The sequence below is a fragment of the Lentzea albidocapillata subsp. violacea genome, assembly GCF_900100275.1.
Classification (GTDB): domain Bacteria; phylum Actinomycetota; class Actinomycetes; order Mycobacteriales; family Pseudonocardiaceae; genus Lentzea; species Lentzea violacea.
This window is the reverse complement of the sequence record NZ_FNET01000001.1, coordinates 155,534-180,363: the sequence shown is the minus strand read 5'-3', so window position 1 is coordinate 180,363 and position 24,830 is coordinate 155,534. Positions and strand designations below refer to the sequence as shown.

At 69.5% G+C, this 24,830-nt stretch carries 20 protein-coding genes; 9 read left to right on the top strand and 11 right to left on the bottom strand.

Translation table 11 applies throughout. The features are described from left to right. Positions 1-33 precede the first annotated feature (33 nt). Genes BLR21_RS00690 through BLR21_RS00675 form a run of 4 tightly spaced genes read right to left on the bottom strand, consistent with a single transcriptional unit; the run spans position 34 to position 4,678 of the window. Positions 34-1,062 carry a LacI family DNA-binding transcriptional regulator gene (locus BLR21_RS00690; protein ID WP_090003682.1) on the bottom strand — a complete coding sequence of 343 codons (1,029 nt, stop codon included), beginning with the start codon at positions 1,060-1,062 and terminating at the stop codon, positions 34-36. Between the two features lie 6 nt (positions 1,063-1,068). Continuing rightward, entirely contained in the window at positions 1,069-2,037 is a 969-nt protein-coding gene (locus BLR21_RS00685) for a carbohydrate ABC transporter permease (RefSeq protein ID WP_090004407.1), read from the bottom strand. A 5-nt stretch (positions 2,038-2,042) separates the two neighbouring features. Beyond that, on the bottom strand, positions 2,043-2,999 hold the full coding sequence (locus tag BLR21_RS00680) for an ABC transporter permease (protein WP_256334353.1): 957 nt from the start codon (positions 2,997-2,999) through the stop codon (positions 2,043-2,045). After that, positions 2,996-4,678 (bottom strand): type 2 periplasmic-binding domain-containing protein, encoded by a 1,683-nt coding sequence (locus BLR21_RS00675; RefSeq protein ID WP_090003681.1) that lies wholly within the window; start codon positions 4,676-4,678, stop codon positions 2,996-2,998. The genes BLR21_RS00680 and BLR21_RS00675 overlap by 4 nt, the downstream gene beginning before the upstream one ends. Positions 4,679-4,838: 160 nt before the next feature. Between BLR21_RS00675 and BLR21_RS00670 the strand changes: the two genes are divergently transcribed. Both BLR21_RS00670 and BLR21_RS00665 read left to right on the top strand, forming a co-directional pair. Then, positions 4,839-7,658, top strand: coding sequence for a glycoside hydrolase family 3 protein (locus tag BLR21_RS00670; protein WP_218130695.1), 2,820 nt, complete (start codon positions 4,839-4,841; stop codon positions 7,656-7,658). A 30-nt stretch (positions 7,659-7,688) separates the two neighbouring features. After that, a complete protein-coding gene (locus BLR21_RS00665) occupies positions 7,689-8,663 on the top strand; it encodes an acetylxylan esterase (protein ID WP_090003680.1) in 975 nt (324 codons plus the stop codon). A gap of 8 nt (positions 8,664-8,671) precedes the next feature. On the opposite strand, the gene BLR21_RS00660 is transcribed toward BLR21_RS00665, so the two are convergent. Next, complete coding sequence (locus BLR21_RS00660; protein WP_090003679.1) at positions 8,672-9,361, bottom strand: GH12 family glycosyl hydrolase domain-containing protein; 690 nt, start codon at positions 9,359-9,361, stop codon at positions 8,672-8,674. A 154-nt stretch (positions 9,362-9,515) separates the two neighbouring features. Continuing rightward, the gene (locus BLR21_RS00655; protein WP_090003678.1) at positions 9,516-10,547 is read right to left on the bottom strand and encodes a LacI family DNA-binding transcriptional regulator; all 1,032 of its coding nucleotides are present in this window, start codon (positions 10,545-10,547) and stop codon (positions 9,516-9,518) included. 202 nt (positions 10,548-10,749) lie between these two features. Here BLR21_RS00655 and BLR21_RS00650 point away from each other — a divergent pair, with 202 nt between their 5' ends. Both BLR21_RS00650 and BLR21_RS00645 read left to right on the top strand, forming a co-directional pair. Then, on the top strand, positions 10,750-11,751 hold the full coding sequence (locus BLR21_RS00650) for a LacI family DNA-binding transcriptional regulator (protein ID WP_090003677.1): 1,002 nt from the start codon (positions 10,750-10,752) through the stop codon (positions 11,749-11,751). A gap of 154 nt (positions 11,752-11,905) precedes the next feature. Further along, positions 11,906-12,805: a cellulose binding domain-containing protein gene (locus BLR21_RS00645; RefSeq protein WP_090003676.1), complete on the top strand. Its 900-nt coding sequence runs from the start codon at positions 11,906-11,908 to the stop codon at positions 12,803-12,805. 6 nt (positions 12,806-12,811) lie between these two features. Here the strand turns inward: BLR21_RS00645 and BLR21_RS00640 are convergent, their stop codons facing one another. Genes BLR21_RS00640 through BLR21_RS00625 form a run of 4 tightly spaced genes read right to left on the bottom strand, consistent with a single transcriptional unit; the run spans position 12,812 to position 16,891 of the window. Further along, positions 12,812-13,807, bottom strand: a complete 996-nt coding sequence (locus BLR21_RS00640) for an endo-1,4-beta-xylanase (protein ID WP_256334352.1) — start codon at positions 13,805-13,807, stop codon at positions 12,812-12,814. Positions 13,808-13,825: 18 nt separating this feature from the next. Next, complete coding sequence (locus BLR21_RS00635; RefSeq protein WP_090003675.1) at positions 13,826-14,641, bottom strand: carbohydrate ABC transporter permease; 816 nt, start codon at positions 14,639-14,641, stop codon at positions 13,826-13,828. A 1-nt stretch (position 14,642) separates the two neighbouring features. Next, positions 14,643-15,614, bottom strand: a complete 972-nt coding sequence (locus BLR21_RS00630; RefSeq protein WP_090003674.1) for a carbohydrate ABC transporter permease — start codon at positions 15,612-15,614, stop codon at positions 14,643-14,645. Beyond that, entirely contained in the window at positions 15,614-16,891 is a 1,278-nt protein-coding gene (locus tag BLR21_RS00625; protein ID WP_090003673.1) for an extracellular solute-binding protein, read from the bottom strand. Before BLR21_RS00625 ends, BLR21_RS00630 begins: the two co-directional genes overlap by 1 nt. 121 nt (positions 16,892-17,012) lie before the next feature. Here BLR21_RS00625 and BLR21_RS00620 point away from each other — a divergent pair, with 121 nt between their 5' ends. The 5 genes from BLR21_RS00620 to BLR21_RS00600 all read left to right on the top strand — a co-directional run bounded on the left by BLR21_RS00620 (position 17,013) and on the right by BLR21_RS00600 (position 23,592). Further along, a complete protein-coding gene (locus BLR21_RS00620) occupies positions 17,013-18,026 on the top strand; it encodes a LacI family DNA-binding transcriptional regulator (protein ID WP_090003672.1) in 1,014 nt (337 codons plus the stop codon). A gap of 7 nt (positions 18,027-18,033) precedes the next feature. Continuing rightward, positions 18,034-20,331: a beta-xylosidase/alpha-l-arabinosidase gene (locus BLR21_RS00615; RefSeq protein ID WP_090003671.1), complete on the top strand. Its 2,298-nt coding sequence runs from the start codon at positions 18,034-18,036 to the stop codon at positions 20,329-20,331. Between the two features lie 69 nt (positions 20,332-20,400). Beyond that, entirely contained in the window at positions 20,401-21,396 is a 996-nt protein-coding gene (locus BLR21_RS00610) for a TerC family protein (protein WP_090003670.1), read from the top strand. A 40-nt stretch (positions 21,397-21,436) separates the two neighbouring features. After that, positions 21,437-22,009 (top strand): TetR/AcrR family transcriptional regulator, encoded by a 573-nt coding sequence (locus BLR21_RS00605; protein ID WP_090003669.1) that lies wholly within the window; start codon positions 21,437-21,439, stop codon positions 22,007-22,009. Further along, positions 22,006-23,592: a CocE/NonD family hydrolase gene (locus BLR21_RS00600; RefSeq protein ID WP_090003668.1), complete on the top strand. Its 1,587-nt coding sequence runs from the start codon at positions 22,006-22,008 to the stop codon at positions 23,590-23,592. The genes BLR21_RS00605 and BLR21_RS00600 overlap by 4 nt, the downstream gene beginning before the upstream one ends. 3 nt (positions 23,593-23,595) lie before the next feature. On the opposite strand, the gene BLR21_RS00595 is transcribed toward BLR21_RS00600, so the two are convergent. Continuing rightward, positions 23,596-24,708, bottom strand: a complete 1,113-nt coding sequence (locus BLR21_RS00595; protein ID WP_090003667.1) for a serine/threonine-protein kinase — start codon at positions 24,706-24,708, stop codon at positions 23,596-23,598. Positions 24,709-24,830 lie beyond the last annotated feature (122 nt).

The window sequence follows — 24,830 nt, the reverse complement described above, 5'->3', positions numbered from 1 at the left end:
GCTCCTCACGTTCCTGGATGAGTGCGGAGAAGGTCAGGGAAGCAGTGGCGCGGATCCCGTGCTCTCGCGCACGGTCAGCGTCGGGGTGAGCAGCGCCCGGTCATCGTCCGGACGGCCGCCGTCGCTCGACGTGGCGAGCCTGCCCACGATCTGCTCAACGGCGACCCGGCCGAGCTCCTGCGCGGACCCGGTCACCGCCGTGAGCCTCGGCGCGAACTGCTCGGCGAGCTGGTCCTGGCACAACGCGATCACCGAGACGTCCTCGGGGACCGTCCGCCCGCTGGTGCGCAACAGGGTGAGCAACGGGCCGATCGCGCCCTCGTTCTGCACCACGAACCCGGTCGTGCCGGGACGGTCCGCGAGAACGCGCGCGAGCGTGCCCGCGGTGCTCTCGTAGGTGCCCTCGCAGGTCCGGTGCAGGAAGCGCAGACCGCGCTGCCCCGCCCTGTCGCGGAATCCGGCGAGCGTACGTTCGGCGTACCCGGCGTGCCGGTGGTAGACCCCGGAGCCGTACCCGATGAACGCGATCTCACGGTGGCCGAGATCGGCGAGGTGGTCCGCGCACAACGCGCCGGCCGCGACGAAGTCGTGGTCCACACAGGACAGTCCGCGCGCGTCGTCGGCCAGCCCGATGAGCGTGGCCTGGGTGCCCTGCGCGCGCAGCACCGGGATGCGCTCGTCGTCCAGCTCGACGTCCATCAGGATCAGGCCGTCCGCCAGGCCGCTGGCGGCGATCCTGCGGACGCCGCCAGGCCCCTCGTCGTTGGTGATCAGCAGGACGTCGTACCCGTGCTGACGGGCCGCCGTGGTCACCGAGATCGCGATCTCCATCATGACCGGGACGTAGACGTCGGTGCGCAACGGCACCATCAACGCGATGATGTGCGACCGCCGCGCGGCCAGCGCCCGCGCACCGGCGTTGGGGTGGTACCCGAGCTCCCGCACGGAACTCCGCACCCGGCGGCGGGTCTCCTCGGAGATCGCACGCTTGCCGCTGAGCACGTAGCTGACCGTGCTGGACGACACGCCCGCGTGCCTGGCCACGTCGGCAATGGTCACCATGGATGTTCAGCCCTTGATCGCGCCGGTCAGGACGCCCGTGCGGAAGTGCTTCTGCACGAACGGGTAAACGATGAGCAACGGCACGAGCGTCAGCACCACCACGGCCATCTGCAACGACAGCGGCGCCGTCTGGGAGAGCGCCGTGCCGAAGCCCGCGTTCACCGAGCCCGGCATGCCGTTGCCGCGGTTGACGTACGTGTAAAGCACGTACTGCAGCGGCCACTTCTCACTGTCCGTCGGCATGTACAACATGACGTTGAAGAAGGAGTTCCAGTAGCCGACGCCGTAGAACAGCGCCATCACGGCGGTCACCGCGCGCGAGGTCGGCAGCACGATGGACCACAGGATCCGCCAGTCCCCCGCGCCGTCGATGCGCGCGGCCTCGATCAGGTCGGCCGAGGTGCTGGAGTAGAACGACCGCAGGATCAGGATGTTGAAGACGGAGATGGCGCTCGGCAGGATCAGTGACCACCACTGGCCGTAGCCGCCCAGGCCGGTGACGACCAGGAAGGTGGGGATCAGGCCGCCGTTGACGAACATGGTGAGGATCAGCAGGGTCAGCAGGAAGCGGTGCGCGAACGAACGCGAACGGGACAGGCCGTAGGCGCACATGACCGAGACAGCCATCGACACGAGGGTGCCGACGGCGGTGATGCCGAGACTCACCAGCAGCGCGGTGCGCACCGTGGTGTCGCCCAGCATGACCCGGTAGGCCTCCAAGGTCAGTCCGTCCGGCCAGATCACGAGCCCACCGGCGCGGTTGACCGCCCCCTGGGTGGACAGGCTGGTCACCACGATGATCCACAACGGCACCAGCATCACCAGCAGCACCACGCCGAGGGTGATGCCCTTGGCGGTCTCGCCGGCGATGGTCGGCGGTTCCTCCCACGCCGGCCTCGTGTTCCGCTTCTTCTTGCGCACCGCTTGCGGTGCAGGAGTTTCCGCGGCCTCGAGCGTGCGTTCGATCGTGAGCATGTCGGTCACCTCCGGTACAACCCGTCTTCGCCGAAGGCGTGCGCCAGCTTGTTCGCACCCCAGATGAGCAACAGCGAGATCACGCTCTTGAACAACCCTGCCGCCGCGCCGTAGCTGTAGTCGCCGGTCGCGATGCCGTAGTAGAACGAGAAGGTGTCCAGCACGTCGGCCGTGTCGTAGCCCACGGCGTCGCGCTGGATCAGGAACTGCTCGAAGCCGACGGTCAGCGCGTTGCCCAGGCGCAGCACCAGCATCAGCACGATGACGCCGCGCAGGCCGGGCAGCGTGATGTGCCACAGCCGCCGCCACCGCCCGGCACCGTCCGCCGCCGCCGCCTCGTAGAGGTCGGTGTTGATGGCGGCGAGCGCGGCCAGGAAGACGATGATCCCCCAGCCCGCCTCCTTCCAGATCACCTGGGCGGAGACCAGCAACGCGAAGGTGTCCGGGTTCGTCATGACGTCCCAGGTACCGATGTCGTTGTTGCGCAGGAAGTGGTTGAGCGCGCCCGCGCCGCCGAGCATCTGCTGGAAGATCGTGATGGCCAGCACCCACGAGAAGAAGTGCGGCAGGTACACGACCGACTGGATGAAGTTGCGCACCCGTTGGGACAGCACGGAGTTGAGCAACAGGGCCAGCGCGATCGGCACCGGGAAGAACAGGATGAGCTGGACGAAGCTCAGGTACAGCGTGTTCCGCACCGCGTTCCAGAACAGCGCGTCACCGAACAGCCGCTGGAACTGGTCGAGACCCGCCCACGTGCTGTACCAGATCCCGGCCAGCGGGTCGTACTCCTGGAACGCGGTGACGAGCCCGAACAGCGGGACGTAGTTGAAGACCAGCAGCAGGACGACGGCGGGCAGCGTCATCAGGATCAGCGACCGGTCGCGGCGCAACCTCACCCGCCAGTTCTGCCGCGCCGGTCGCGTTCCGCGGTCCGGCCGCGTCGGGGTCGCCGTGGTCACTGCCCGGTGCCGTGCTTCTGCAGGACGTTGTCGTTCGTCCACTGGATCAGCTTGTCGCCGCCACCACTGGTCTTCCAGCTCGCGACGGCCTCCCTGACCTCGGCCACCGACTTCTTGCCGTGGATGCAGTCCTTCATCGCGTCCTCGACCTGCTGTCCGGCGTCCGCCGTGGCCTGCGCCTGGGGCATGCTGATGTTCATGCTCCAGAAGACCGGCTTGGCCAGCGCCTTCACGTTGGCGGCCTGCCAGGCGAGGTAGTCCTTGGTGACGGCCGGCACGCCGGGGCTGTTGGTCGCGGCGGCCGGTGCGGCCAGGAACGGGAAGGTCTGCGCCTGGACCTCCTTCTTGCCGGCCTCGGTGGCCGTCGGCACGCCGTCGACCACGGTGAAGTGGGTGCCCTCGACCCCGAAGTTGACCATCGTGAACTCGGCCGAGCCGTACGGCGCGGCGAGGTAGTTCGCGATGGCCAGGCATTCCTCGATCTGTTCGGGCTTCAGGTTGATGTTGAGGTAGCTCATGATGTTGGCGCCTGGGCCCATGTCGACCCGCAGTGCGCTCTTGCCGTCGGCGGCGATGATGTTCAGGGCCCCGCGCCGGTAGTTCGGGTTGGCGGCCTGGCCGGACTGGTGGTCGGCGAGGTTCCACGTCCCCGTGCCACCACTCGAGATCAGTGTCTTCCCGCCGAAGAACCGGGTGTTGCCGTTGGCGTTGTCGCCGGCCAGCGCGTCGGGGTGCACGTACCCGGCGGTGGCGAGCCGGTTGTTCCAGTCGAGCGCCGCGTAGAACTCCTCGGTCTCGTACAGGTGGACCAGCTTCCCGTTGTCCACCCGCCACTTCAGCGGTGCGCCGAAGGAGGTGTAGAGGTACCGGTAGACGTCGTCGAAGGCCCAGACGCCGTTCTTGGCGTCGGTCAGCTCCTTGCCGAGGTTCATCAGGTCGTCGGCCGACTTCACCTGGTCGGCGGTGATGCCCTTGGCTTCGAGGATGTCACGGCGGTAGTAGAGAGTGCCCGCGATCTGGAAGCCGGTGGCGAAGGAAGGGATCCCGTACAGCTTCTCGCCCCACGCGCCGGCGCGCCACGCGGCGGTCGGGATGGCCGCGAGGTTGGAGTACTTCTTGATGTTGTCGCCGGACAGGTAGGGCGTCAGATCCGCGAGCTGGTTCCCCACCAGCCCGCCGACGTTCATCTGGGAGTTCCACCAGGTCGGCAGCTGGATCCAGTCCGGCAGCCGCTTCGAGGCGGTCATCGTCGGGATGATGGTGTTGTAGTTGTTGCCGTCCGCCGGCTTCATCTGCAGCTGGACGCCCAGAGCCTTGTTCATGGCCGTGTAGAACGCGTTGTCGGCGGGCGGGATGGTTCCCCACAGCGGCGTGACCGCCGAGTACGTGCCGCCCTTGCCCGGGATGCCGGACACCGTGGCGACCCGGTTCGCCGGGTAGCTGAGGAAGCCCGGGTTCGTCATCACGTCGGGACCGCCCGCGATGGAGGCGATGTCCGGTTTGATCGCCGTGTTCGGCACGTACGCCGGTAACACGGCCTTGAGGGCGGCTTCCGAACCGACTCCGGCCCGCTGCGCCGGGCCACTCCCGCAGGCGGACAGCAGTGGTCCCATCGCGACGAGCCCGGCCGCCGAGACGGCGACGTTCAGGAAGCTTCTGCGGTTCAACTCGTTGCCCATGGCGGAACCGATCCTTCATCGTTGAAGTGTCGAAGCGCTTAAACAGATGTCGGGGAGGTTAGTGACGCAGGTCGCTTGAAACAAGACCGTTGACAGCAGAAACCACAGCGTGACACCGTCGAAACGCTTCAACGCTAGCTCTGAGCTGAGGGGTCACCACGTGGTTTCCGAGTCCGTGCCCGCCGTCGATCGGCTGCCTTTTCGCGACCCCGCGCTGTCCATGCGCAAGCGCGTCGACGACCTGCTCGGGCGACTCACGCTCGACGAGCGGATCGCGATGCTGCACCAGTACTCACCGGCCGTGCCCCGGCTCGGTGTGGACGCGTTCCGCACCGGATCGGAGGCACTGCACGGCGTCGCGTGGCTGGGTCCCGCCACGGTGTTCCCCCAGGCGGTCGGGCTCGGCGCGACCTGGGACGAGGAACTGGTGCGCCGCGTCGCCGAGGCCACCTCGGTCGAGCTGAGGGCGTTCCACTACCACCGCCCGGCCGCCGTCGGCACGGGCCGGAACAGCCTGCAGGCGTGGGCTCCGGTGCTGAACCTGCTGCGTGACCCGCGCTGGGGCCGCAACGAGGAGGGCTACTCCGAGGACCCGGTGCACACCGCGCGGATCGGCACGGCGTTCTGCCTCGGCCTCACGGGCGACCACCACCGGTTCCTGCGCACGGCCCCCGTGCTCAAGCACTTCCTGGCCTACAACAACGAGGACGACCGCTGCGTCACCTCCTCCGGTCTGCGCCCGCGCGTGCTGCAGGAGTACGACCTCGCGGCGTTCCGTCCCGTGGTCGCCTCGGGCGCCGCCACCGGTGCCATGGCCGGCTACAACCTCGTCAACGGCCGCCCGTGCCACGTCACGCCGCTCATCGAGACGGAACTGCGCCGCTGGGCCGAGCCGACCGGGCGCGAGCTCTTCGTGGTCAGCGACGCGGAGGCGCCATCCAACCTGGTGGACCCGGAGCACTACTTCGACGACCACGCCGAGTCCCACGCCGCCGCGCTCAAGGCGGGCATCGACAGCTTCACCGATCACGGGCAGGACAGCGCCGTCCCGATCGGCAGGCTCCGCGAGGCGCTGGAGCGTGGCCTGATCGACGAGGAGGACGTGGACCGCGCCGTGCGCCGGCAGCTGGAGCTCCGCTTCCGCCTGGGCGAGTTCGACCCCGATCTCGACCCGTACGCCACCATCGGCCCCGAGGTCGTCGGCTGCACCGAACACCGCGCCCTGGCGTTGCGGTCGGCGACGGAGTCCGTCGTGCTGCTGCGCAACGAAGGCCTGCTACCGCTGGACGCGGGCAAGGCGTCGCGGATCGCGGTGATCGGCCCGCTCGCCGACATGGTGTGCGAGGACTGGTACAGCGGCACACTTCCGTACGAGGTCACTGTCGCGAGTGGACTCCGGTCCGTCCTGGGCGAAGGCGGCGAGGTGGTCGTCGCGGACGGCTCGGACCGGATCGCGCTGCGCTCGCACACGAGCGGTGAACTGCTGGGCAAGACGGCGTTCGACGTCGTCGACTGGGGCGACGGCGTGCTGACGTTGCGCTCGGTGGAGTCCGGGCGCTACCTGAGCCTCCAGGACACCTCGCTCGCCGCCGACCAGGAGCGGATCAAGAGCTGGGAGGTGCGCGAGACGTTCCGCCTCGTGCCCGTCGAGGACTCGGTGCTGCTGCAGAACGTGCTCACGGGCCGGTACGCCGTCGTCGATCCCGTCGACGGCCGGGTGACCGTCACCGCGGAGACCGCCGACGCCGCCGAACGCTGGGAGCGCGAGGTCCTGCGGGACGGCACCGCGGCAGCGCTGACCGCAGCACTGTCGGCAGACGTCGCCGTGGTCGTCCTCGGCAACCACCCGCTGATCCACGGCCGGGAGACCGAGGACCGCGCCGGAATCGCGCTCCCGGCAGCCCAGGACACGCTGCTGCGCGCGGTCGCGGAAGTCCGGCCGGAGACGGCGCTGGTCGTGATGAGCAGCTACCCCTATGCCCTGGACTGGGCGGACGAACACCTGCCCGCGGTGGTGTGGACGTCGCACGGCGGGCAGGAGACGGGCAGGGCTCTGGCCGCCGTCCTGCTCGGCGAGGCCGATCCCGGCGGGCGCCTGCCGCAGACCTGGTACCGCGGCGACGACGCGCTGCCGCACCCGCTCGACTACGACGTCATCAAGGCGGGCTGGACCTACCAGTACCACCGGGCCACGCCGCTGTACCCCTTCGGCCACGGCCTGTCCTACACCGGCTTCGCCCACCGCGACCTGATCCTGTCGTCGAACACCGCCACCCCGGGCAGCGCCATCGACCTCTCGGTGACGCTGGCCAACACCGGCACGAGGACCGGCAGCGACGTCGTCCAGCTCTACGTCCGCGCGCTGCAAGCCCGGTACGAGGCCCCACTGCTGCGGCTCGCCGACTTCCGCAAGGTCACGCTGGATCCCGGCGAGAGCACGGTCCTGTCCTTCCGGCTGCCCATGGACCGGCTCGTCCACTGGGACGTCGCGACCGGTGCCTTCACGGTGGATCCAGGCGCCTACGAGGTTCTCGTCGCCCGTTCGGCCGGGGACGTCGTGCTCACCGCCCCGCTCACGGTGGCGGGACCGGCGCCCTCACCTCGCGCCGGCCGCCATGTGATCGCCGCCGACTTCGACGACTACGACAACGTGAGCCTCGTCGACGCGACGCGCGTGACCGGTGACGCGGTCACCCCCGCCGACGCCGACCGGCCGGCCACGCTGTGGTTCGGGCGGACCGATCTGTCGGGTGCGGTCCGCGTCGAGGCGGAGGTCTCTTCGGAGAACTCCTTGGCACGATTGGAGTTCAGGACGGACGAGGGAGTGCTGGCGGAACTTCCGGTGCCGACCACCGGAGGCCGTTACGAGTGGACGACCATCTCGGCGGCACTGCCCTCACCGGTGACCGGGGTCCACGACCTGCGGGTGGTTCTGCACGGCTCCTTCCGGCTCACGTCCTTCCGCATGTCCGCAGAATGAGATCCACCAGACCCGCCTGAAGGAGCCTCGATGCCGCTGACGGACGCCCCGCTCGACGAACTCGTCGTCTACCGCCCGGAAACGCAGGCACCGCCGGACTTCGACGAGTTCTGGGAACGGACCCTCGCCGAGGCGCGGTCGGCCGGTGGCGTGGTGGAGGCCGCCGACGTCACCGACCGGCACCTGCTGCGCACCGTCGAGGTCGCCGACGTCCGCTTCCCCGGTTTCGGCGGCGAGCCGGTGGCCGCCTGGCTGCTGCGCCCGCGCGGCAGCGCCGGCCCACTGCCCGTCGTCATCACGTACATCGGCTACAGCGGCGGTCGCGGCCTGCCCACCGACCACCTGCTGTGGTCCGCCGCCGGATACGCCCAGCTCGTGGTCGACAGCCGCGGCCAGGGCCACGACACCCCGGACCGCACGGCAGGCGGCACCCAGTGGGCCAAGGGCTTCATGACCCGTGGCATCGACTCTCCGGACGACTACTACTACCGCCGGCTCATCACCGACTGCGTCCGCGCCGTGGACGCGGTCGGGCACCTGCCTGGCGTGGACCCGGAACGGGTGGTCGTCGCGGGTGGCAGCCAGGGCGGAGGGCTGACGATCGCCGTCGCCGGGCTGGCGCGGGACCGCGTCGCGGCCGCACTGCCGGACGTGCCGTTCCTGTGCCACTTCCGGCGGGGGGCCGAGCTGTGCGGTGAGGGCCCGTACGTGGAGATCGCGGAGTACCTGCGCTGGCACAGCAGGCACGGGGTGGAGCCGGCCTTCACCACGCTGTCCTACTTCGACGGTGTGCACTTCGCGCAGCGGGCGACGGCTCCGGCGTTGTTCAGCGTCGGGCTGATGGACCCGATCTGCCCACCGTCCACTGTGTACGCCGCCTTCAACCACTACGCGGGCGAGGACCGGACCATGACCGTGTGGCCGTTCGCCGACCACGGTGGCGGATACGGGTCCAACCCGGTCACGCAGCTGGAGTGGCTGCGCGACCGGGCGCTGGCTCCGTGATCCCGGCGTCAGCGGAAGGAGACGGAGTAACTGTTGGTGTTGAAGTTGAGACCGCCGCTGGACGAGGTGATCTCGTAGCCGAACTGGACGGTGCCGACCGTGACGTCACCGAACCAGCCGCGGTTGCGGATCCAGTCCATCACCGCCTTGATGTTGACCGTGCCGGACCCGGTGTTGGACGTGCGGACGAACGAGAACACCTGGTTCGAGCCGTTCGAGCCGCGGTGGACGTCCCAGGTGTGGCCGCCCACCGACACCGTCGTCTGGCGCGCCCCGATCGGGCCGACGGGGCCGACCTTGTTCATCCACAGCATGATCTCGTAGGCGTGGTTGTCGGCCCAGATGTCGTAGGCGGTCGTGTAGGCGCCGGACCTCGGATAGGAGACGTTGAAGCTGCTCGACAGGCTCCCGAGAGAGCTGAGCCGCCGGTTCACCTGCCGTTCCGAGTGCGGGTAGGACTTGATGCCACCGGTGTTGGGGTGGTTCGCCCAGACGCCCCAGTTGCTGTAGGAGTTGGCCCAGACCGTCTGCGGCCCGTACCCGCTGCCCCAGATGTTGTTGCGCACCGTGTAGCCGCCGTTCGACCACGTTCCCCACCTGTCCGAGGAACTCCAGGCCGCGGCGGACGCGGAGCCGGCCGCCAGCGGGACGGTCAGGACGGCGGCCATCACGACAACAAGTGCACGCACGATTTTCATCTTTGTTTTCCTTCCGCACACCATTGAACGGAATTCGCACCGCCCAAGAAGCCGAAGCGGTTCGTCGAATTGAACCTAACATCGAAATCATCGAACACACCTGAGCGAAAAAATTCGACGGGAATGCAGTGCGCACCCGAATCCGATTCGCGGCTCAGCCGACCTGCCGGGGCGGGGGCGCCACCACGAGTCTGGGACCGGCCTGACCCGTCCGGCTGAACAGTTTCGGCGGCAGCAACGTGAGCGCGGGAGGCCGTTGCCCGTTCAACTTGGCCATCAGCAGCTCGACCGCGCGCCGTCCCAGCACGTCGGCGGGCAGCTGCACCGAGGTGAGCCGCAGCTGTTCGGCCAGTTCGTCCGGGCAGATCGCGACCACGGTGACGTCCTCCGGCACGCGGCGCCCCTCGGCCCGCAGGGATTCCACGACCCAGCCCAGCGCCGCCTCGTTGTGCACGACCAGCGCGGTCATCCGCGTCAGTTCCCTGAGCAGCGTCCCGACCACGGCGCGCACGGCCTCACGCTGCCGTTCGGCGGGCAGGGCGGTCGAGGCGACACCACGCCGCATGGCCGCGCTGCTGAACCCCGCGAGGGTGCGCTGCGCGAAGCCGGTGTTGCGCGCGTAGACCGCTCCCGGCGCCCCGAGGAAGCCGATGGTGCGGTGCCCGAGCTCGACGAGGTGGTCGACGCACCGCGCGCCCGCCGCCTCGAAGTCCAGATCGACGCAGGTCAGGCCGTTCGCCACGGTGGGATGCCCGAGCAGGACGGCCGGGCGGCCGAGATCGCGCAGCACCGGCACCCGCTCGTCGTCCAGCCCCACGTCCATCACGAGGAACCCGTCCACCCTGGCGGTGCCGGCCACTCGTCGCAGGCCGGCGGCGCCCTCGTCCGCGGTCACCAGCAGCACGTCCATGTCGTGCTCGCGGGCGGTGGTGACGACCGAGGAGGCGAACCGCATCACCACCGGCAGGTGCACGCCCTCCCGCAGCGGCAGGACGAGGGCCAGCACGTTCGTCCGGCTGCCCGCCAGGGCCCGCGCTCCCGCGTGCGGCTGGTAGCCGAGCTGCCGAATGCTTTCCCCCACCCGCATTCGGGTTTCGGCCGAAACCGGGCGTTTGCCGGTCAGCACGTAGGAGACCGTGCTGGGCGCGACACCCGCGTGCTTCGCCACGTCCACAATGGTGACCACGCCGACACCTCCGGTCCCGCAGCGCCTGAGCAGAATTGAATCGAAGCGCTTCGAACGTGGTTTCAGAATGTGACACAGGCGAAACCCGCACGTCAAGCACACTCCGGCTGTTCGACGAGTTCGACCAAATTCGCGCGGGCGTTCGACAGCTGTTCGACCACCGCACTACGATGCTCGCGACGAACCGGCGCGAAGGGCGGGCATGATCACGATCAAGGAGGTCGCCCACCACGCCGGCGTCTCGATGAGCACGGTCTCGTACGTGCTGAGCGGCAAGCGCAGCATCTCCGAGGAGACCAAGCGCCGCGTCGAGCAGAGCATCGTGGCCCTCGGTTACCACCCGAACGCCGGCGCGCGGGCGCTCGCCTCGAACCGGTCGCGCGTGGTCGGCCTGGTCGTGCCGCTGCACTCCGACCAGAACCTGCCGATCATCATGCGGTTCGTGTCGTCGATCGTGGCACGCGCCCGTGACCACGACTACGACGTGCTGCTGCTGACCAAGGAGGCGGGCCCCGGCGAGGCCCACCGCGTCATCGCGCGGTCCATGGCGGACGCGATCGTCGTGATGGACGTCGAGAGCGCGGATCCGCGCGTGCCGGAACTGCGTGCCGTCGACGCGCCGGTGGTCCTGCTCGGCGTGCCGGACGACCACGAGGGCCTGAGCTGCCTCGACCTCGACTTCACCGCCGCCGGGAGGCAGCTGGCGGGCCACCTGGCGGATCGCGGCCACCGTTCGATCGCGCTGATCGGCTCGCCTCCCCCGGTCTACGAACGCGGCACGAGCTTCGCCGCGCGGCTGCTGGCCGGGTTCCAGGGCGAGACCGCCAAACGCGGTGTGCTCACCTCGGTCCACTCGTGCGCGGCCGGCTACGACGCGGTGTCCGGGTGCCTGGACGACGTGCTGCACCCGGACCGGGGCACCACCGGACTGGTGGTGCACAACGAGGCGGTCCTCGGCCCGTTGCTGCTCGAACTGCGGCGCCGGTCGCTCGACGTCCCCGGCGACCTGTCGGTGATCACGCTGTGTCCCGACGACGTCGCCGCGACCCTGCCCGTCCCGCTCACCTCGATCGCCGTTCCCGCGGAGGAACTGGGCGCTATCGCCGTCGAGATGGTGATGGCCCGCCTGGGCCGCGAACTCGCGCCGGAGGTGCGTCTCCTCCAGCCGCTGCTCACCGATCGCGGCAGCACCGCCGTCCGCTGAACCCGCGTTTTTCACGCGCGCCACGCGTTCGACCGGAATTCGACTGAAAAGCGTCGAAGAACACTTTTCGTCGACCCGAAAGATCTTCCGTGTTCCTCCGAAAGGTCGTAGCCTCCCGGGACCACATCGACCGTTCGGGCGTACACGAGGAACAATGAGACGATCACGAGGCGACGCGCGGCCCGCTCGGGCGACCAGGCTGCCGGCGATCGCCGCGGTTCTGCTGATCGGCGTCGCCGGCTGCGGCGGGGAGCCGGCCCCACCGGTCTCCACCACGACGCCGCCCGCGTTCCCCTCGATCATCGAGCCGCCGCGCAAGACCGCGTACTCCTCGACCGTGCAGGACGTCGTGGACGTCCGGACGGTGCGGTTCTCCGACGGTGAGGAGGTGCGCGTCCAGGGACTCGCCGCGGCGGACGCGTGCTGGGCCGAAGCGTCGACGACGTTCGCGAAGACGATGCTGCTCGCAAAGCCGGTCGAGCGGACCCCGGACGGCGAACCGGTGGCGTCGCTACGCCTGGCGGACGGCACCGACTACGCGACGCTCGCCGTCGAGATGGGCATGACGCGCAACGAGAATCCGGACGACCGCGCGATGCGGGAGGCGGAGGCGTCCGCGTCCACCAAGCGGCTCGGGCGGTGGGGGCCGCCGTGCGTCGCTCCGAGCGCCACCCCGGCACCGGCCCCCACCACCCCGGCCGCGTCCACACCCGCCGCCCCGCCCGCGCCGAAGCCGGTGACCGGCTGTTCGGTCGCCTACGTCGTCACCCACACCTGGCAGGGCGGCTTCCGCACCGACGTCACCCTCCGCAACACCGGTACCGCGGAGATCAACGGCTGGACGTTGCGGTGGACCTTCTCGGGCGGGCAGACGGTGTCCGAGATGTGGAACGCGACCCAGCGGCAGACAGGCAGGGACGTCTACGCGACCGCCGTGCCGTACAACGTCACGATTCCCGCGGGATCGTCGTTGCTGATGGGCTTCACCGCGTCCGGAAGCAGCACCACGCCGCGCGCGTTCACTCTCAACGGGCACGCCTGCTCGCTCGCCTGAAACCCGCTAGGAGTTCAGCCGGGCATAGGCCGGCTTCGGCCTCAGGTTCTCGTCGAACAGGCAGGCCGCGCCCTCACCGGGGAACACGTCCGGCACCCACGAGTGACGGTCGGTGAAGCCCCACGTGGTGAACTCGACGCACCGCCGCACCGCGTGGCAGGCGTCCCAGACCTGTTCGAAGTAGTCCGCTTGGGCTTCGAGCTTCTCGGGGGTGACGGGCAGCGGGATCCGCACGTCCGCCTCGGTGATCGCGACGTCCAGCCCGAGCGCGGCGAACCTGGCGATGTTCTCCCTGACGCCCGCCGGGAAGCCGTACATCAGCGAGAGGTGTGCCTGGATGCCGACGCCGTGGATCGGGACGCCCTGCCTCTTCAACGACTTCACCAGTTCGTACACCGCGTCACTCTTGGGGTTGAGCCCCTCGACGTTGTAGTCGTTGATGTAGAGCTTCGCCTTCGGGTCGGCCGCGTGGGCCCAGCGGAACGCGTCGGCGACGTAGCGGTCGCCGAGCTTCTCCTGGAACACCGTCTGCCTGCGCGTGCCGTCCTCGTTGAACGCCTCGTTGACGACGTCCCACGCGCGGATCTTCCCGCGGTAGCGGCCCGCCTCGGTCCTGATGTGGTTCTTGACCACGTCCCGCAGCTCCGCGGCTTCGAGGTCGTCGACCCAGTCGGGCAGCTGGCTGTGCCAGACCAGCGTGTGCCCGCGCACGGACTTGCCGGTCTTCTTGGCGTACTTGACGATCTCGTCCGCGCCGGACCAGTCGTACTGGCCGCGAACGGCTTCGACCACGCCCCACTTCATCTCGTTCTCGGGCGTGACGCTGTCGAACTCGCGCGTCAGCACCTTTCTGTAGTCGGCCTCGGCGTTCAGGTGCTGGGCGGCCACCGCGCTGCCCACGTACCTGTTCGTGACACTCTTCAACGGCCCTGCCGCCGAAGCGGGAACTGTCTGCGACAGCACCACCAGAACGGCGATGCCGGCAGCTAAGCGGGTACGCACGATTCACTCCCTTGTGAGTCAGCCCTTCACGGAACCGGTGAGGCCCCCGACCATCCGACGTTCGGCGAACACGAAGAACGTGAGCGCGGGGATCATGGACAGCGCGGTGAAGGCGAGCACCTTCGCGGTGTCCTGGGTGTGCTCGGACTGGAACATGGCCACGCCGAGCGGAAGCGTGAAGTTCGTGGAGTCGTTGAACACCAGCAACGGCAACAGGTAGAAGTTCCAGCTGGTGACGAACGCGAGCACGGACACCGTGATCAGCGCCGGCCGCGAGAGCGGGAGCAGGATCCGCCAGAAGAAGCCGAGCTTGGCCGCGCCGTCGAGCAGGGCGGCGTCCTCCAGCTCACCGGGGATCGCGTTCATGAACGGCCGCAGGATCACGATCGTGACCGGCAGTGAGAACGCCGCCTCCGGAATCGCGACCCCGAGCGGGTTCTCCAGCAGGTTCAGCTCTCTCAACCACAGGTACAGCGGCAGCGTGGCCACGCCGAGCGGGAACAGCAGACCCAGCGTGAACAACGTGTAGAACGCCTCGCGGCCCCGGAACACGTAGCGGGACAACGCGAACGCCGCCATCGACCCGAGCACGACCGCCAGCGTGGTCGCGATCACCGCGATCAGCATACTGTTGCCGAGCAGGCGCCAGAACTGCAGCGACGTCGCGACCTCGATGTAGTTGTCCCACACGAACGGGCCGGGCAACCCGGCCGGTGAGGAGTTGATCTGGGCCGTGGTGCGGAAACCGCCCAGCACCACGAACAACAGCGGCACCACCGTCACGCCGATGACGGCGAACGCGGCGAGGTAGCCGACGGTGTTACGACGTGACATCTCAGCGCACTCCCGTCAACGCGCCCTGGGTGTCGCGACGCAGAGCGAACCTCTGGTACAGCAACGCGAACAGGAAGCAGATGATGAACAGGATCACCGCGACCGCGCTGCCGAAACCGAACTCGTAGCGCTTGAAGCCGTGGTCGACCAGGTAGGTGGCCATGGTCGTCGACGCGTTGGCGGGACCGCCGAGCGTCATGATCCAGACCAGGTCGAAGAGCTGCAGCGACCCGATCACGGACAGGAACACCCAGATCCTGATCGTCGGTCCCAGCAACGGGAGCACGACGTGCCGGGTGGTCTGCCAGGCACTCGCGCCGTCCAGCGCGGCGGCCTCCCGAAGCTCGGGCGGAACGCCCTGCAGGCCGGCCAGCAGCAGGATCACGCCGAACCCGATGTACTTCCACGTGATCACCACGAAGAGCGTGTAGAGCACGAGCGACTGGTCGGCGAGCCACAGCTGCACGAAACCGCCCAGGCCCACACCGCGCAGGATCTCGTCGACGAACCCGCCGGGCTGCAACATGAGCAGCCAGATCACCGCGGTCACCGCCTCGGACAGCACGTACGGCGCGAAGACCACCATCCGCAGGAACGTCCGGCCGCGCAGCTTCCGGTTGAGCAGCAACGCGAGACCGATGCTCAGCGGCAGCTGAACGACGATCGAGAGCGTGGCGATGATCAGGTTGTGCCCGATGGCGCCCTGGAAGACGTCACCGGAGAAGGCCTCGACGTAGTTGTCCAGCCCCACGAAGTCCGTGAGCGGGCCGAAGCCGTTCCACGAGTAGAGGCTGTAGTACCCGGCGACGCCGATGGGGATCAGGACGAACCCGACGAACAGCACCAGTGCCGGGACGAGCAGCAGGGCGAGTTCGAGGCGGGTCCGCAGCCGGGACCGCCGCCGGGTGCCCCCGGCCGCTGGCGCGTGCGGCACGGGGGCGGTCGGCGGCCGCGTGGTGATCGCGGCACTCATCATTTGTTCCCGGCTGCTGCTTCGCTCACCGATTTCACGATGGTGTCGGGTCCGCCCTGACCCGCGAAGAAGTTCGCGATGGTGTCGTTCAGGGCCTGACCGACCTTGGTCGGGAACGCGGTGTCGAAGTAGAACTGGAGGTACGACGCCTTGGTCATGGCCTCGGCGATCGTCTTGTGCGGCTCGCTCTTCAGCGCGGCCACCCCGGCAGGGGTCACCGGCAGACCGGAGTTGGTCTCGGCGAGGATCTTCTGCACGTCGTCGCCGACGAGGTGCCCGAGGAACTCCGCGCACGCCTTGGCAGCGCGGGTGGTGCAGGAGAACCCGTCACCACCGCCGAGCAGCACGCTCGGATCGCCCTGCCCGCCCGGCACGCTCGGGAACGGGAACCAGCCGATCTTCGAGCCGATCTCCTTGTCCTCCGTAAGCGCCTGCATCACGTCGGGGTTCCAGTCGCCCTGCAGTTCCATGGCCGCCTTGCCGTTGGCCACCAGGCCCGCCGAGCTGCCCGCCCCCTGCTGAGCGGGCGTCCCGACGAACCCGTCCTGGAACGGTTTCGTGTCCAGGAAACTCTTGAGGTTCTCGCCCGCCTTGAGGAAGCACGGGTCGGTGAGCTCGGTCTTCTCGACCGCCTTCTTCAGCGTGTCGACCGAGCACTGGCGCACCGCGAAGTAGGCCCAGTAGAACGCGTCGGGCCAGCGGTCCTTGCCGCCGAGCGCGATCGGCACGACGCCCGCGGCCTTCAGCTTCGTGACCGCCGCGTTCAGCTCGTCCACAGTGGTCGGTGCCGAGGTGATTCCCGCCGTGGCGAAGATATCCTTGCGGTACCAGAACCCGACCGCGTGCATCAGGTACGGCGCACCGTACTGCTTGCCGCCGGCCTTCCAGCCGTCGGCGTTCTTGGCCAGCGGGCCGATCCAGCCCGACGAGGCCTGCGTGATGTCGGCGAGCTTGCCGGACTTCAGCTGGTCGGCGAGCGCTCCGCCGCCCCACTGCTGGAAGAGGTCCGGCGGGGTGTTGCCCTGCAGGGCGAGCGGCACCTTGGTCTGGAACTGCTCGTTCTGCAGCGGTTCGATCGTGAACGAGGTGTTCGGGTGGGTCCTGTGGAAGTCGTCGGCGATCTGCTGCCACTTCGACTTCATGGGCTCGGTGGTCCGGTTGTGCCACCAGGTGAGCGTGACGGGACCTTCCGTGGAGGCGTCACCGCCACCACCACCGCATCCGGCCAGCACGAAAGCCGCGGCGGCGAAGAGGGCAAGGGGCTTTCTCGAACGCATTTCAGGTCCACTCCTGACGACGTCGGCCGAGTTGGACTGCTGTGTTGGGGCCAGAGACTGGCGCGAAATCCGGCTCGTGTCAATCGTTGTCGATAACGTTTTACACGGCTAGCCTGTCCCGGTGCCTCCACGCTCTCGCGTCACGATCAAGGACGTCGCCGCTCAGGCCGGCGTCTCGGTAGCCACCGTGTCCAAAGTCCTCAACCAGCGGTACGGCGTCTCCGCGGAGACGTTCGCGCGGGTCACCGCCGTGATCAAGGACCTGGGGTACGAGGCGAGCCTCGTCGCGCAGAGCCTGCGCAACCACCGCACGAACGTCATCGGGATCCTGGTCGCCGACATAGAGCCGTTCAGCACCGAACTGCTCAAGGGTGCGGCGGATGCCATCCGCGGCACGGGTTTCGAGCTGGTCGTGTACTCGGCGGGCGGCCGCACCGGCGACCCCCACGGCTGGGAGCAGCGGTACCTCACGCGGCTGAGCGGCACCCTCGTCGACGGCGCCGTGCTGGTCACGCCGGCCGTCGACCTCGAAGGCCTGCCCGGCACACCCGTCGTCGCCGTCGACCCCCACACCGGGCGCGCGGCGCTGCCCACGGTCGACTCCGACAACCTGCACGGCGGACGGCTCGCGACCGAGCACCTGCTCGAACTCGGCCACCGCCGAATCGGGTTGCTCACCGGCCGCGAGGACCTGAAATCCGCGCAGCAGCGCGAAACCGGGTACCGGGGAGCCCTCGCCAGCGCGGGCGTCACGGTGGACGAGACCCTGGTCCGGCGCGGCGACTACGACGCGGACGTGGCCGCCGCGTCCGCGCGGTACCTGCTGAGCCGTCCCGACCGGCCGACCGCGATCTTCGCCGCCAACGACACCACCGCCATCGCCGCCATCGACGCCGCCCGCGAGCTCGGCCTGCGGGTGCCGGAGGACCTGTCGGTGGTCGGCTTCGACAACATCCCCGAGTCCGCGCTGTGCACACCGCCGCTCTCGACGGTGCAGCAGCCGATCCGCGAGATGGGCCACCGCGCCGTCGAGTTGCTGGTGCGACTCATCAACGGCACCGAGCCCGACGAAACCCACATCACCCTGGGCACCGAACTGGTCGTCCGGCAGTCGACCCGCCCACTGACCCCCTGAGGTTCTTGTGACGACAGAAGCCACCACGCCGGACGAACTCTGGCGGAACCCGCATGCCCCCGTGGCAGACCGTGTGCGCGACCTCGTCGCGCGGATGACCCCGCAGGAGAAGATCGCACAGCTGCAAGGGATCTGGGCCGGCATCGACGCCGCCGGCGAGATGGCCCCGCACCAGCACGAGTTCGCCGTGACACCACAGGACTTCGACGAGCTGATCCGCCACGGCATCGGCCAGCTCACCCGCGTCTTCGGCACCCGGCCGATCGCGCCGGAGGTCGGCGCGCGCACGCTCGCGCGCACCCAGCGGCAGATCATCGAGGCGAGCCGCTTCGGGATTCCCGCGGTGGCGCACGAGGAGTGCCTGACCGGGCTGGCCGCGTGGCAGGCGACCGTGTACCCCTCACCGCTGTGTTGGGGTGCGACCTTCGAACCGGACCTGGTGCGGCGCATGGCCGCGCGGTTCGGCGACTCGATGCGCCGCCTCGGCGTGCACCAGGGCCTGGCCCCCGTCCTCGACGTCGCGCGCGACCTGCGCTGGGGCCGGGTCGAGGAGACCATCGGCGAGGACCCGCACCTCGTGGGCACCATCGGCGCCGCCTACGTCGCGGGCCTGGAGTCGGCCGGGATCGTGTCGACGCTGAAGCACTTCGCCGGGTACTCGGCCTCGCGCGCGGGACGCAACCTCGCGCCGGTGTCGATCGGGCCGCGCGAACTCGCCGACGTGATCCTGCCGCCGTTCGAGATGGCGCTGCGCGCCGGCGCCAGGTCGGTGATGAACTCCTACTCCGACAACGACGGTGTGCCCGTCGCCGCCGATCCGGCGATGCTCACCGAGCTGCTCCGCGGCGAGTACGGCTTCACCGGCACCGTGGTCGCCGACTACTTCTCGGTGGCGTTCCTGCACAAGCTGCACGGTGTCGCCGCGGGCCGCGAGGACGCGGCCGTACAGGCTCTGACCGCCGGAATCGACGTCGAACTGCCCACTGTGGACTGTTACGGCGAGCCGCTGCTCGAAGGCCTCCGCTCCGACCGGGTGGACACGGCGGTCGTCGACCGGGCGCTGTCCCGGGTGCTGGCGCAGAAGTTCGAACTGGGCCTGCTCGACCCCGGCTACTCCCCCGCGCCCGACGCGGACCTCGACCTGGACGACCCCGAGTCCCGCGCCCTCGCCCGCGAGGTGGCGGAACGCTCGATCGTGTTGCTGCAGAACGACGGCGTGCTGCCGTTGACCGGCCGGCGACTGGCCGTCGTCGGCCCGCGCGCGGACGAGCCCGGCGCGATGATGGGCTGCTACTCGTTCCCGCTGCACGTCGGCGTGCACCACCCGGACGCCGAGATGGGCATCGAGGTCGCCACCGTGCTGGAGGCGTTGCGCGCGGACCACGACGTGGTGTTCGCGCGGGGATGTCCGGTGCTCGGCGGGACCGACGACGAGATCGCCGAAGCGGTCGAGGCCGCGCGGCAGGCGGAGACCTGCGTCGTGGTGCTGGGCGACCAGGCCGGCCTGTTCGGCAAGGGCACGTCCGGTGAGGGCTGCGACGTCGCGGACCTGAAGTTACCCGGCCGCCAGGAGGAACTGCTGGAAGCGGTGCTCGGCACCGAAAAGCCGGTGGTGCTCGTGCTGCTGTCGGGCCGGCCCTACGACCTGTCCCGGCAGGTCGACCGGCTCGCCGCCGTCGTGTGCGGCTTCTACCCCGGCCAGGAGGGCGCGGCGGCGCTGGCGGATGTCCTCAGTGGACGCGTCGACCCGTCCGGCCGGCTCCCGGTCAGCTTCCCCGGCGCCGGCTCCACCCAGCCGTCCACCTACCTCAGCGCCCCGCTCGGCACCCGCAGCGAGGTCAGCACGGTCGACCCGACCCCGCTGTTCCCGTTCGGCCACGGCCTGTCCTACGTGCCCGTCACGTGGGTGACGGCGGGGTGCGAGGAACGCGAGTGGCCGACCGACGGCACCTGCGCGGTGCACGTCGTCCTGCGCAACGACACGGACGTCGCGACCGCCGAGGTCGTCCAGATCTACCTGCACGACCCGGTGGCGGAGGTCGCCCGGCCCGTGCGGCAGCTGATCGGCGCGGTGAAGGTGGACCTCGCTCCCGGCGAGACCCGCACGGTGACCGCACGGCTGCACGCGGACCTCACCTCCTACACCGGCCGGGCGGGCCGCCGCCAGGTCGACCCCGGCGACGCCGAGCTGCACGTCGGCACGTCGAGCGCGAACATCCACACCTCGTTGAAGCTCACGCTGACCGGGCCCGCGCGGCAGGTCGGGTTCGACCGCGTCCTGACTCCCGAGTTCGACACACCCTAGGGGTGTGGCCCGCCTTCACCGCCCGGTAACGTCCATTGCGGACGGACCGGGCGGCTGGAGGGACTTGCGGTGCTGGAGATCAGCGGACTGACGTGGGCGGTCACGATCGGGGTGATCGTCGCGCTGCTGGCGGTCGACCTCGTGCTCGCGGCGTGGCGGCCACACCGGATCGGCTTCCGCGAAGCCAGTCTGTGGTCGGTGTTCTACATCCTCGTGGCCATCGGCTTCGGCGTGTGGTTCGCGAGCGCGCACGGCGGCGGGTTCGGCGCGGAGTACTTCGCCGGCTACATCGTCGAGAAAAGCCTGTCGGTCGACAACCTCTTCGTCTTCGTGATCATCATGACCACGTTCCTCGTGCCCGAGGAGCACCAGCACAAGGTGCTGACGTTCGGCATCGTGCTCGCGCTGATCATGCGAGGCATCTTCATCGCGGTCGGCGCGACGCTGCTGTCGTTGTTCTCGTTCATGTTCCTGCTGTTCGGGCTGCTGCTGATCTTCACGGCGGTGCAGCTGTTCCGGCACCGCGACGAGGATCCCGACGTCGAGAACAACGTCGTCGTGAAGACCGCGCGCAAGCTCCTGCCCGTCACGGACGACTACGTCGGCGGCAAGATCTTCACCCGCGTCGACGGCAGGCGGATGGCCACTCCCCTGTTCGTCGTACTGGTCGCGATCGGCGGCGTCGACCTGCTCTTCGCGCTCGACTCGATCCCCGCGGTGTTCGGCGTGACCGAGCAGCCCTACATCGTCTTCACCGCCAACGCCTTCGCGCTGCTCGGCCTGCGCGCGTTGTTCTTCCTCGTCAAGGGCCTGCTCGACCGGCTCGTCTACCTGTCGGCCGGGCTGGCGATCATCCTCGCGTTCATCGGCGTCAAGCTGATCCTGCACTGGGCGCACGTGGACATCTCCGCGAGCGTGCCCGAGATCCCGACGCCGGTGAGCCTCGGCGTGATCATCGCGATCCTGGTCGTCGTCACGGTCGCCAGCCTCGTCAAGACGCGCAACGACCCCTCGGCGAAGGCGCACGCCGGTTCGCTGCGCGGTCACCGCGACGACGATAAGTAACACTTGACTAATTAGTAACAGCTGTTACACGATCTGGCGCATGGAACTGCGCGAGGTCGAGCCGCCACGCGACCGCCGGGTGCGCCGCACCCGCGCGGCCGTCCTGGCGGCCGTGGTCGGCCTGGTGACGGAACGGGGCACGACGGCGATCACGGTGTCCGAGGTCGCGGAGTCGGCCGACGTCAGCCGGCGGGTCGTCTACCAGCACTTCGGAGACCTGGACTCGCTGCTGCTGGAGGCGGGACTCGATCTCGCCCGCCGTGAACTGCTGCCCCGCCTCTCCGACCTCACCCCGCCGGTGGACGCACGGTCCGAGACGCTCGCCGTGGCCAGGCACTTCGCCGGCCACCGGGTGTTCTACCGCGCCCTGTTCACCGGCTCGTGCGCGTTCGCGCTGGACCGGGGGCTCATCAGCCTGCTCCTGCCGGTCAACCGGCAGGCCGTCGAGCACCTGCGCGGTCTCTCTGACCAGACCGCCGACGACCTCGCCGCGTTCATCACGGGCGGCGCCGGATCGTTCGTCACGTCCTGGGTGGTCGCGGGAGCGCCCGATCCGGAGACGTTCACCGACCGCCTGCTGGGTGTGCTCTCCCTACTCCTGGAGCATCGATGATCAGCCGTCTCCTCCAGCGCGGGCTCAGGCTCTCGCCGCCGCTGACCCGCGATGTCGTGGTGCAGCGGGATCTGCGCGTTCCCATGCCCGACGGCGTGGACCTGCTCGCCGACCGGTGGATGCCGCGTTCAGGTGGTGACGGCCTGCCGACGGCGTTGATCCGTTCCCCGTACGGGCGGCGCATGTTCGGCGCGGTGATCGCGAGGCCACTGGCCGAGCGCGGCTACCAGGTGGTGATGCAGAGCGTGCGCGGCGGCTTCGGCTCCGGCGGCACGTTCGACCCGATGCGCCAGGAACGCGCGGACGGCCTCGCCACCCTCGAGTGGCTGGTGGAGCAGCCGTGGAGCGACGCGATCGTGCTGTACGGGCTGAGCTACCTCGGCCACGTGCAGTGGGCGGTCGCCGACCGGCTGCCGCCGCAGGTCAAGGCGATGATCCCGGTGGTGACGGAATCCGCTTTGACGCTGGAGTTCCTGCGCGCGGACGGCATGTCGCTGGAGACGCCGTTCGAGTGGGGCGTGCTCGTCGGCACCCAGCAACGCCCGCTGTCGATGCTGCGCAAACCGTTCCAGGACAGGAAGACCGCACGGGCGATGCACACGCTGCCGTTGCGGGACGCCGACGTCGTGGCGTTCGGCTCGCGTTCCGGCTACGTGCAGGACATCCTGGTCCACGACGCGAATTCCACGCGATGGGAGGAGTTCGACCACAGCGACCGGGTCGCCGGCGTGACCGTGCCGGTCAGTTCCATCGGCGGCTGGTACGACATCTTCCTGCCGGGCCAGCTGCGTGACTTCCGGACTTTGCAGGACAACGGCCGTTCCGCGCGGCTGACCGTCGGGCCGTGGACCCACACGGAGGTCATGGCAGCGCCGATCCGCGAAGCCGTGGAGTTCGGACTGGCGCATGCTCGCGGCGAGGAGCCTCCGGACCGCGCTCCCGTTCAGCTGTACGTGATGGGCGAGAACGCGTGGCGCCCGTTCGACTCCTGGCCGCCCGCCGGCTACTCGCCCACGCGCTTCCACCTCGGTTCGGGCGGTGTGCTCGGTCCTACGCCAGACGAGTCCTCAGTGGACAGATTCCGCTACGACCCGGCCGACCCCACCCCGGCGTCCGGAGGGGTGCGCCTGGCTCGGGACGGCGGGCGCGTCGACAACACCGCCCTGGAAGCCCGGCCGGACGTGCTCACCTACACCACACCCGTTCTCGGCGAGGACGTCGAGGTGGTCGGTGAGGTCAGCTCCGAGATCTGGTTCTCGTCCAGCCTCGCGCACGCCGACGTGTTCGTCCGGCTGTGCGACGTCGATCCGGAGGGACGTTCGTGGAACGTCTGCGACGGGCTGGTGAGTCTTACGTCGGCGGAGGAAGCGCAGCGCGCCGCAGTCCGGTTGTGGCCGACGGCGTACCGCTTCCGGCGCGGGCACCGCATCCGTGTGCAGGTCTCCAGTGGCGCGTTCCCCCGGTACGCCCGCAATCCCGGCACCGGTGAACCACGCGCAACGGCCACGAGGATGGTCGCGGCCACCCAGTCCGTCCATTCCGGACCGGAGAGGCCGTCCGCCATCGTGCTACCCGTGCGCTGACGGTCAGTCTCCGCCCTTCTTGCCCTTGCCTTTGCCCTTTCCGCTGTTGCCCGCTCCGGCCGGCGTGTCCCTGTCCACGACCTGGACCGCCGGCGGCGCGACGACCGGAGCGGTCGGCTGCACCACGACGGGCGTGGGAACGAAGTCGGCGGTGCGCGCGGGATTGGACGCCGGCGCGTTCGTGGCCGGCGGCTCGGAACCCGACGAGGTGACGCCGTTCCACGCGTTGATCCCCGTGCCGATGGCCGAGATCAGCGCCACGGCCGACGCGGCCGCGAGCAGTCCTCGTGCGCGGGGCGGCCGGGCCACGACGACAGTCGGCGGTTCCGCGACCGGAGAACCCAGGGCCTCGGCGCACTCGCGCGCCGTCGGGCGACGGGCCACGGTCAGAGCCGTCATCCTGGACAGCAGCCGCACGAGGTCGAACGGCAGGTGGTCCGGCACCACCGGCGGCCGGTGCAGGCGGGCGACGGCGGCCTCGACCCCCGTGCCCTGGTACTCGCGGTGCCCGGTCAGGCACTCCAGCAGCACCAGCCCCAGCGCGTACACGTCGGCCGCGGCGGTGACCTCCTGACCGCGCACCTGTTCCGGCGCGAGGTAGGCGGCCGTGCCGACGACCTGGCCGGTCCTGGTGAGACCGGCCCCGCCCGCCATGCTCACCAGGCCGAAGTCGGCGAGGCGGGGGATCTCGTCGTCGTCGAGCAGCACGTTGGAGGGCTTGATGTCGCGGTGGATGAAACCGCGGGCGTGCACGTGGGCCAGTGCGTCGGCCAGGGCCGCCCCCAGCCGGCGCACGTCCTCGACGGCCATCGGCCCGTCCTCGACGCGTTCGCGCAGCGTCCGGCCCTCGATCAGCTCCAGCACCAGGTACGGCGTCTCGCCGCCGGGATCCGCGTCGTAGACCGTGACCAGGCCGGGATGGGACAGTCCCGCGAGCGCGCAGATCTCGTTGTCGATCCGGCGTGCGTCGGAGAGGTCCTCGCCCGGCCGGAACAGCTTGACCGCGACGTCACGCGCCAGCAGCACGTCCCTGGCCCGGCGCACCTGCGCGACCCCGCCGGTGCCGAGCACCTCGCCCAGCCGGTACCGGTCGGCCAGGAGACTCGTGTTCGACATGGGCGCGGCCTTTCCGTTCGGGCGGTACCGCTGTGGGGTGCCCACCCGATCGGGATCCAACCGTGGAGCATGACCGCTGCCCTCGTCGATCACTCCTCGGGCGTGCCGGCACGGACTGGATT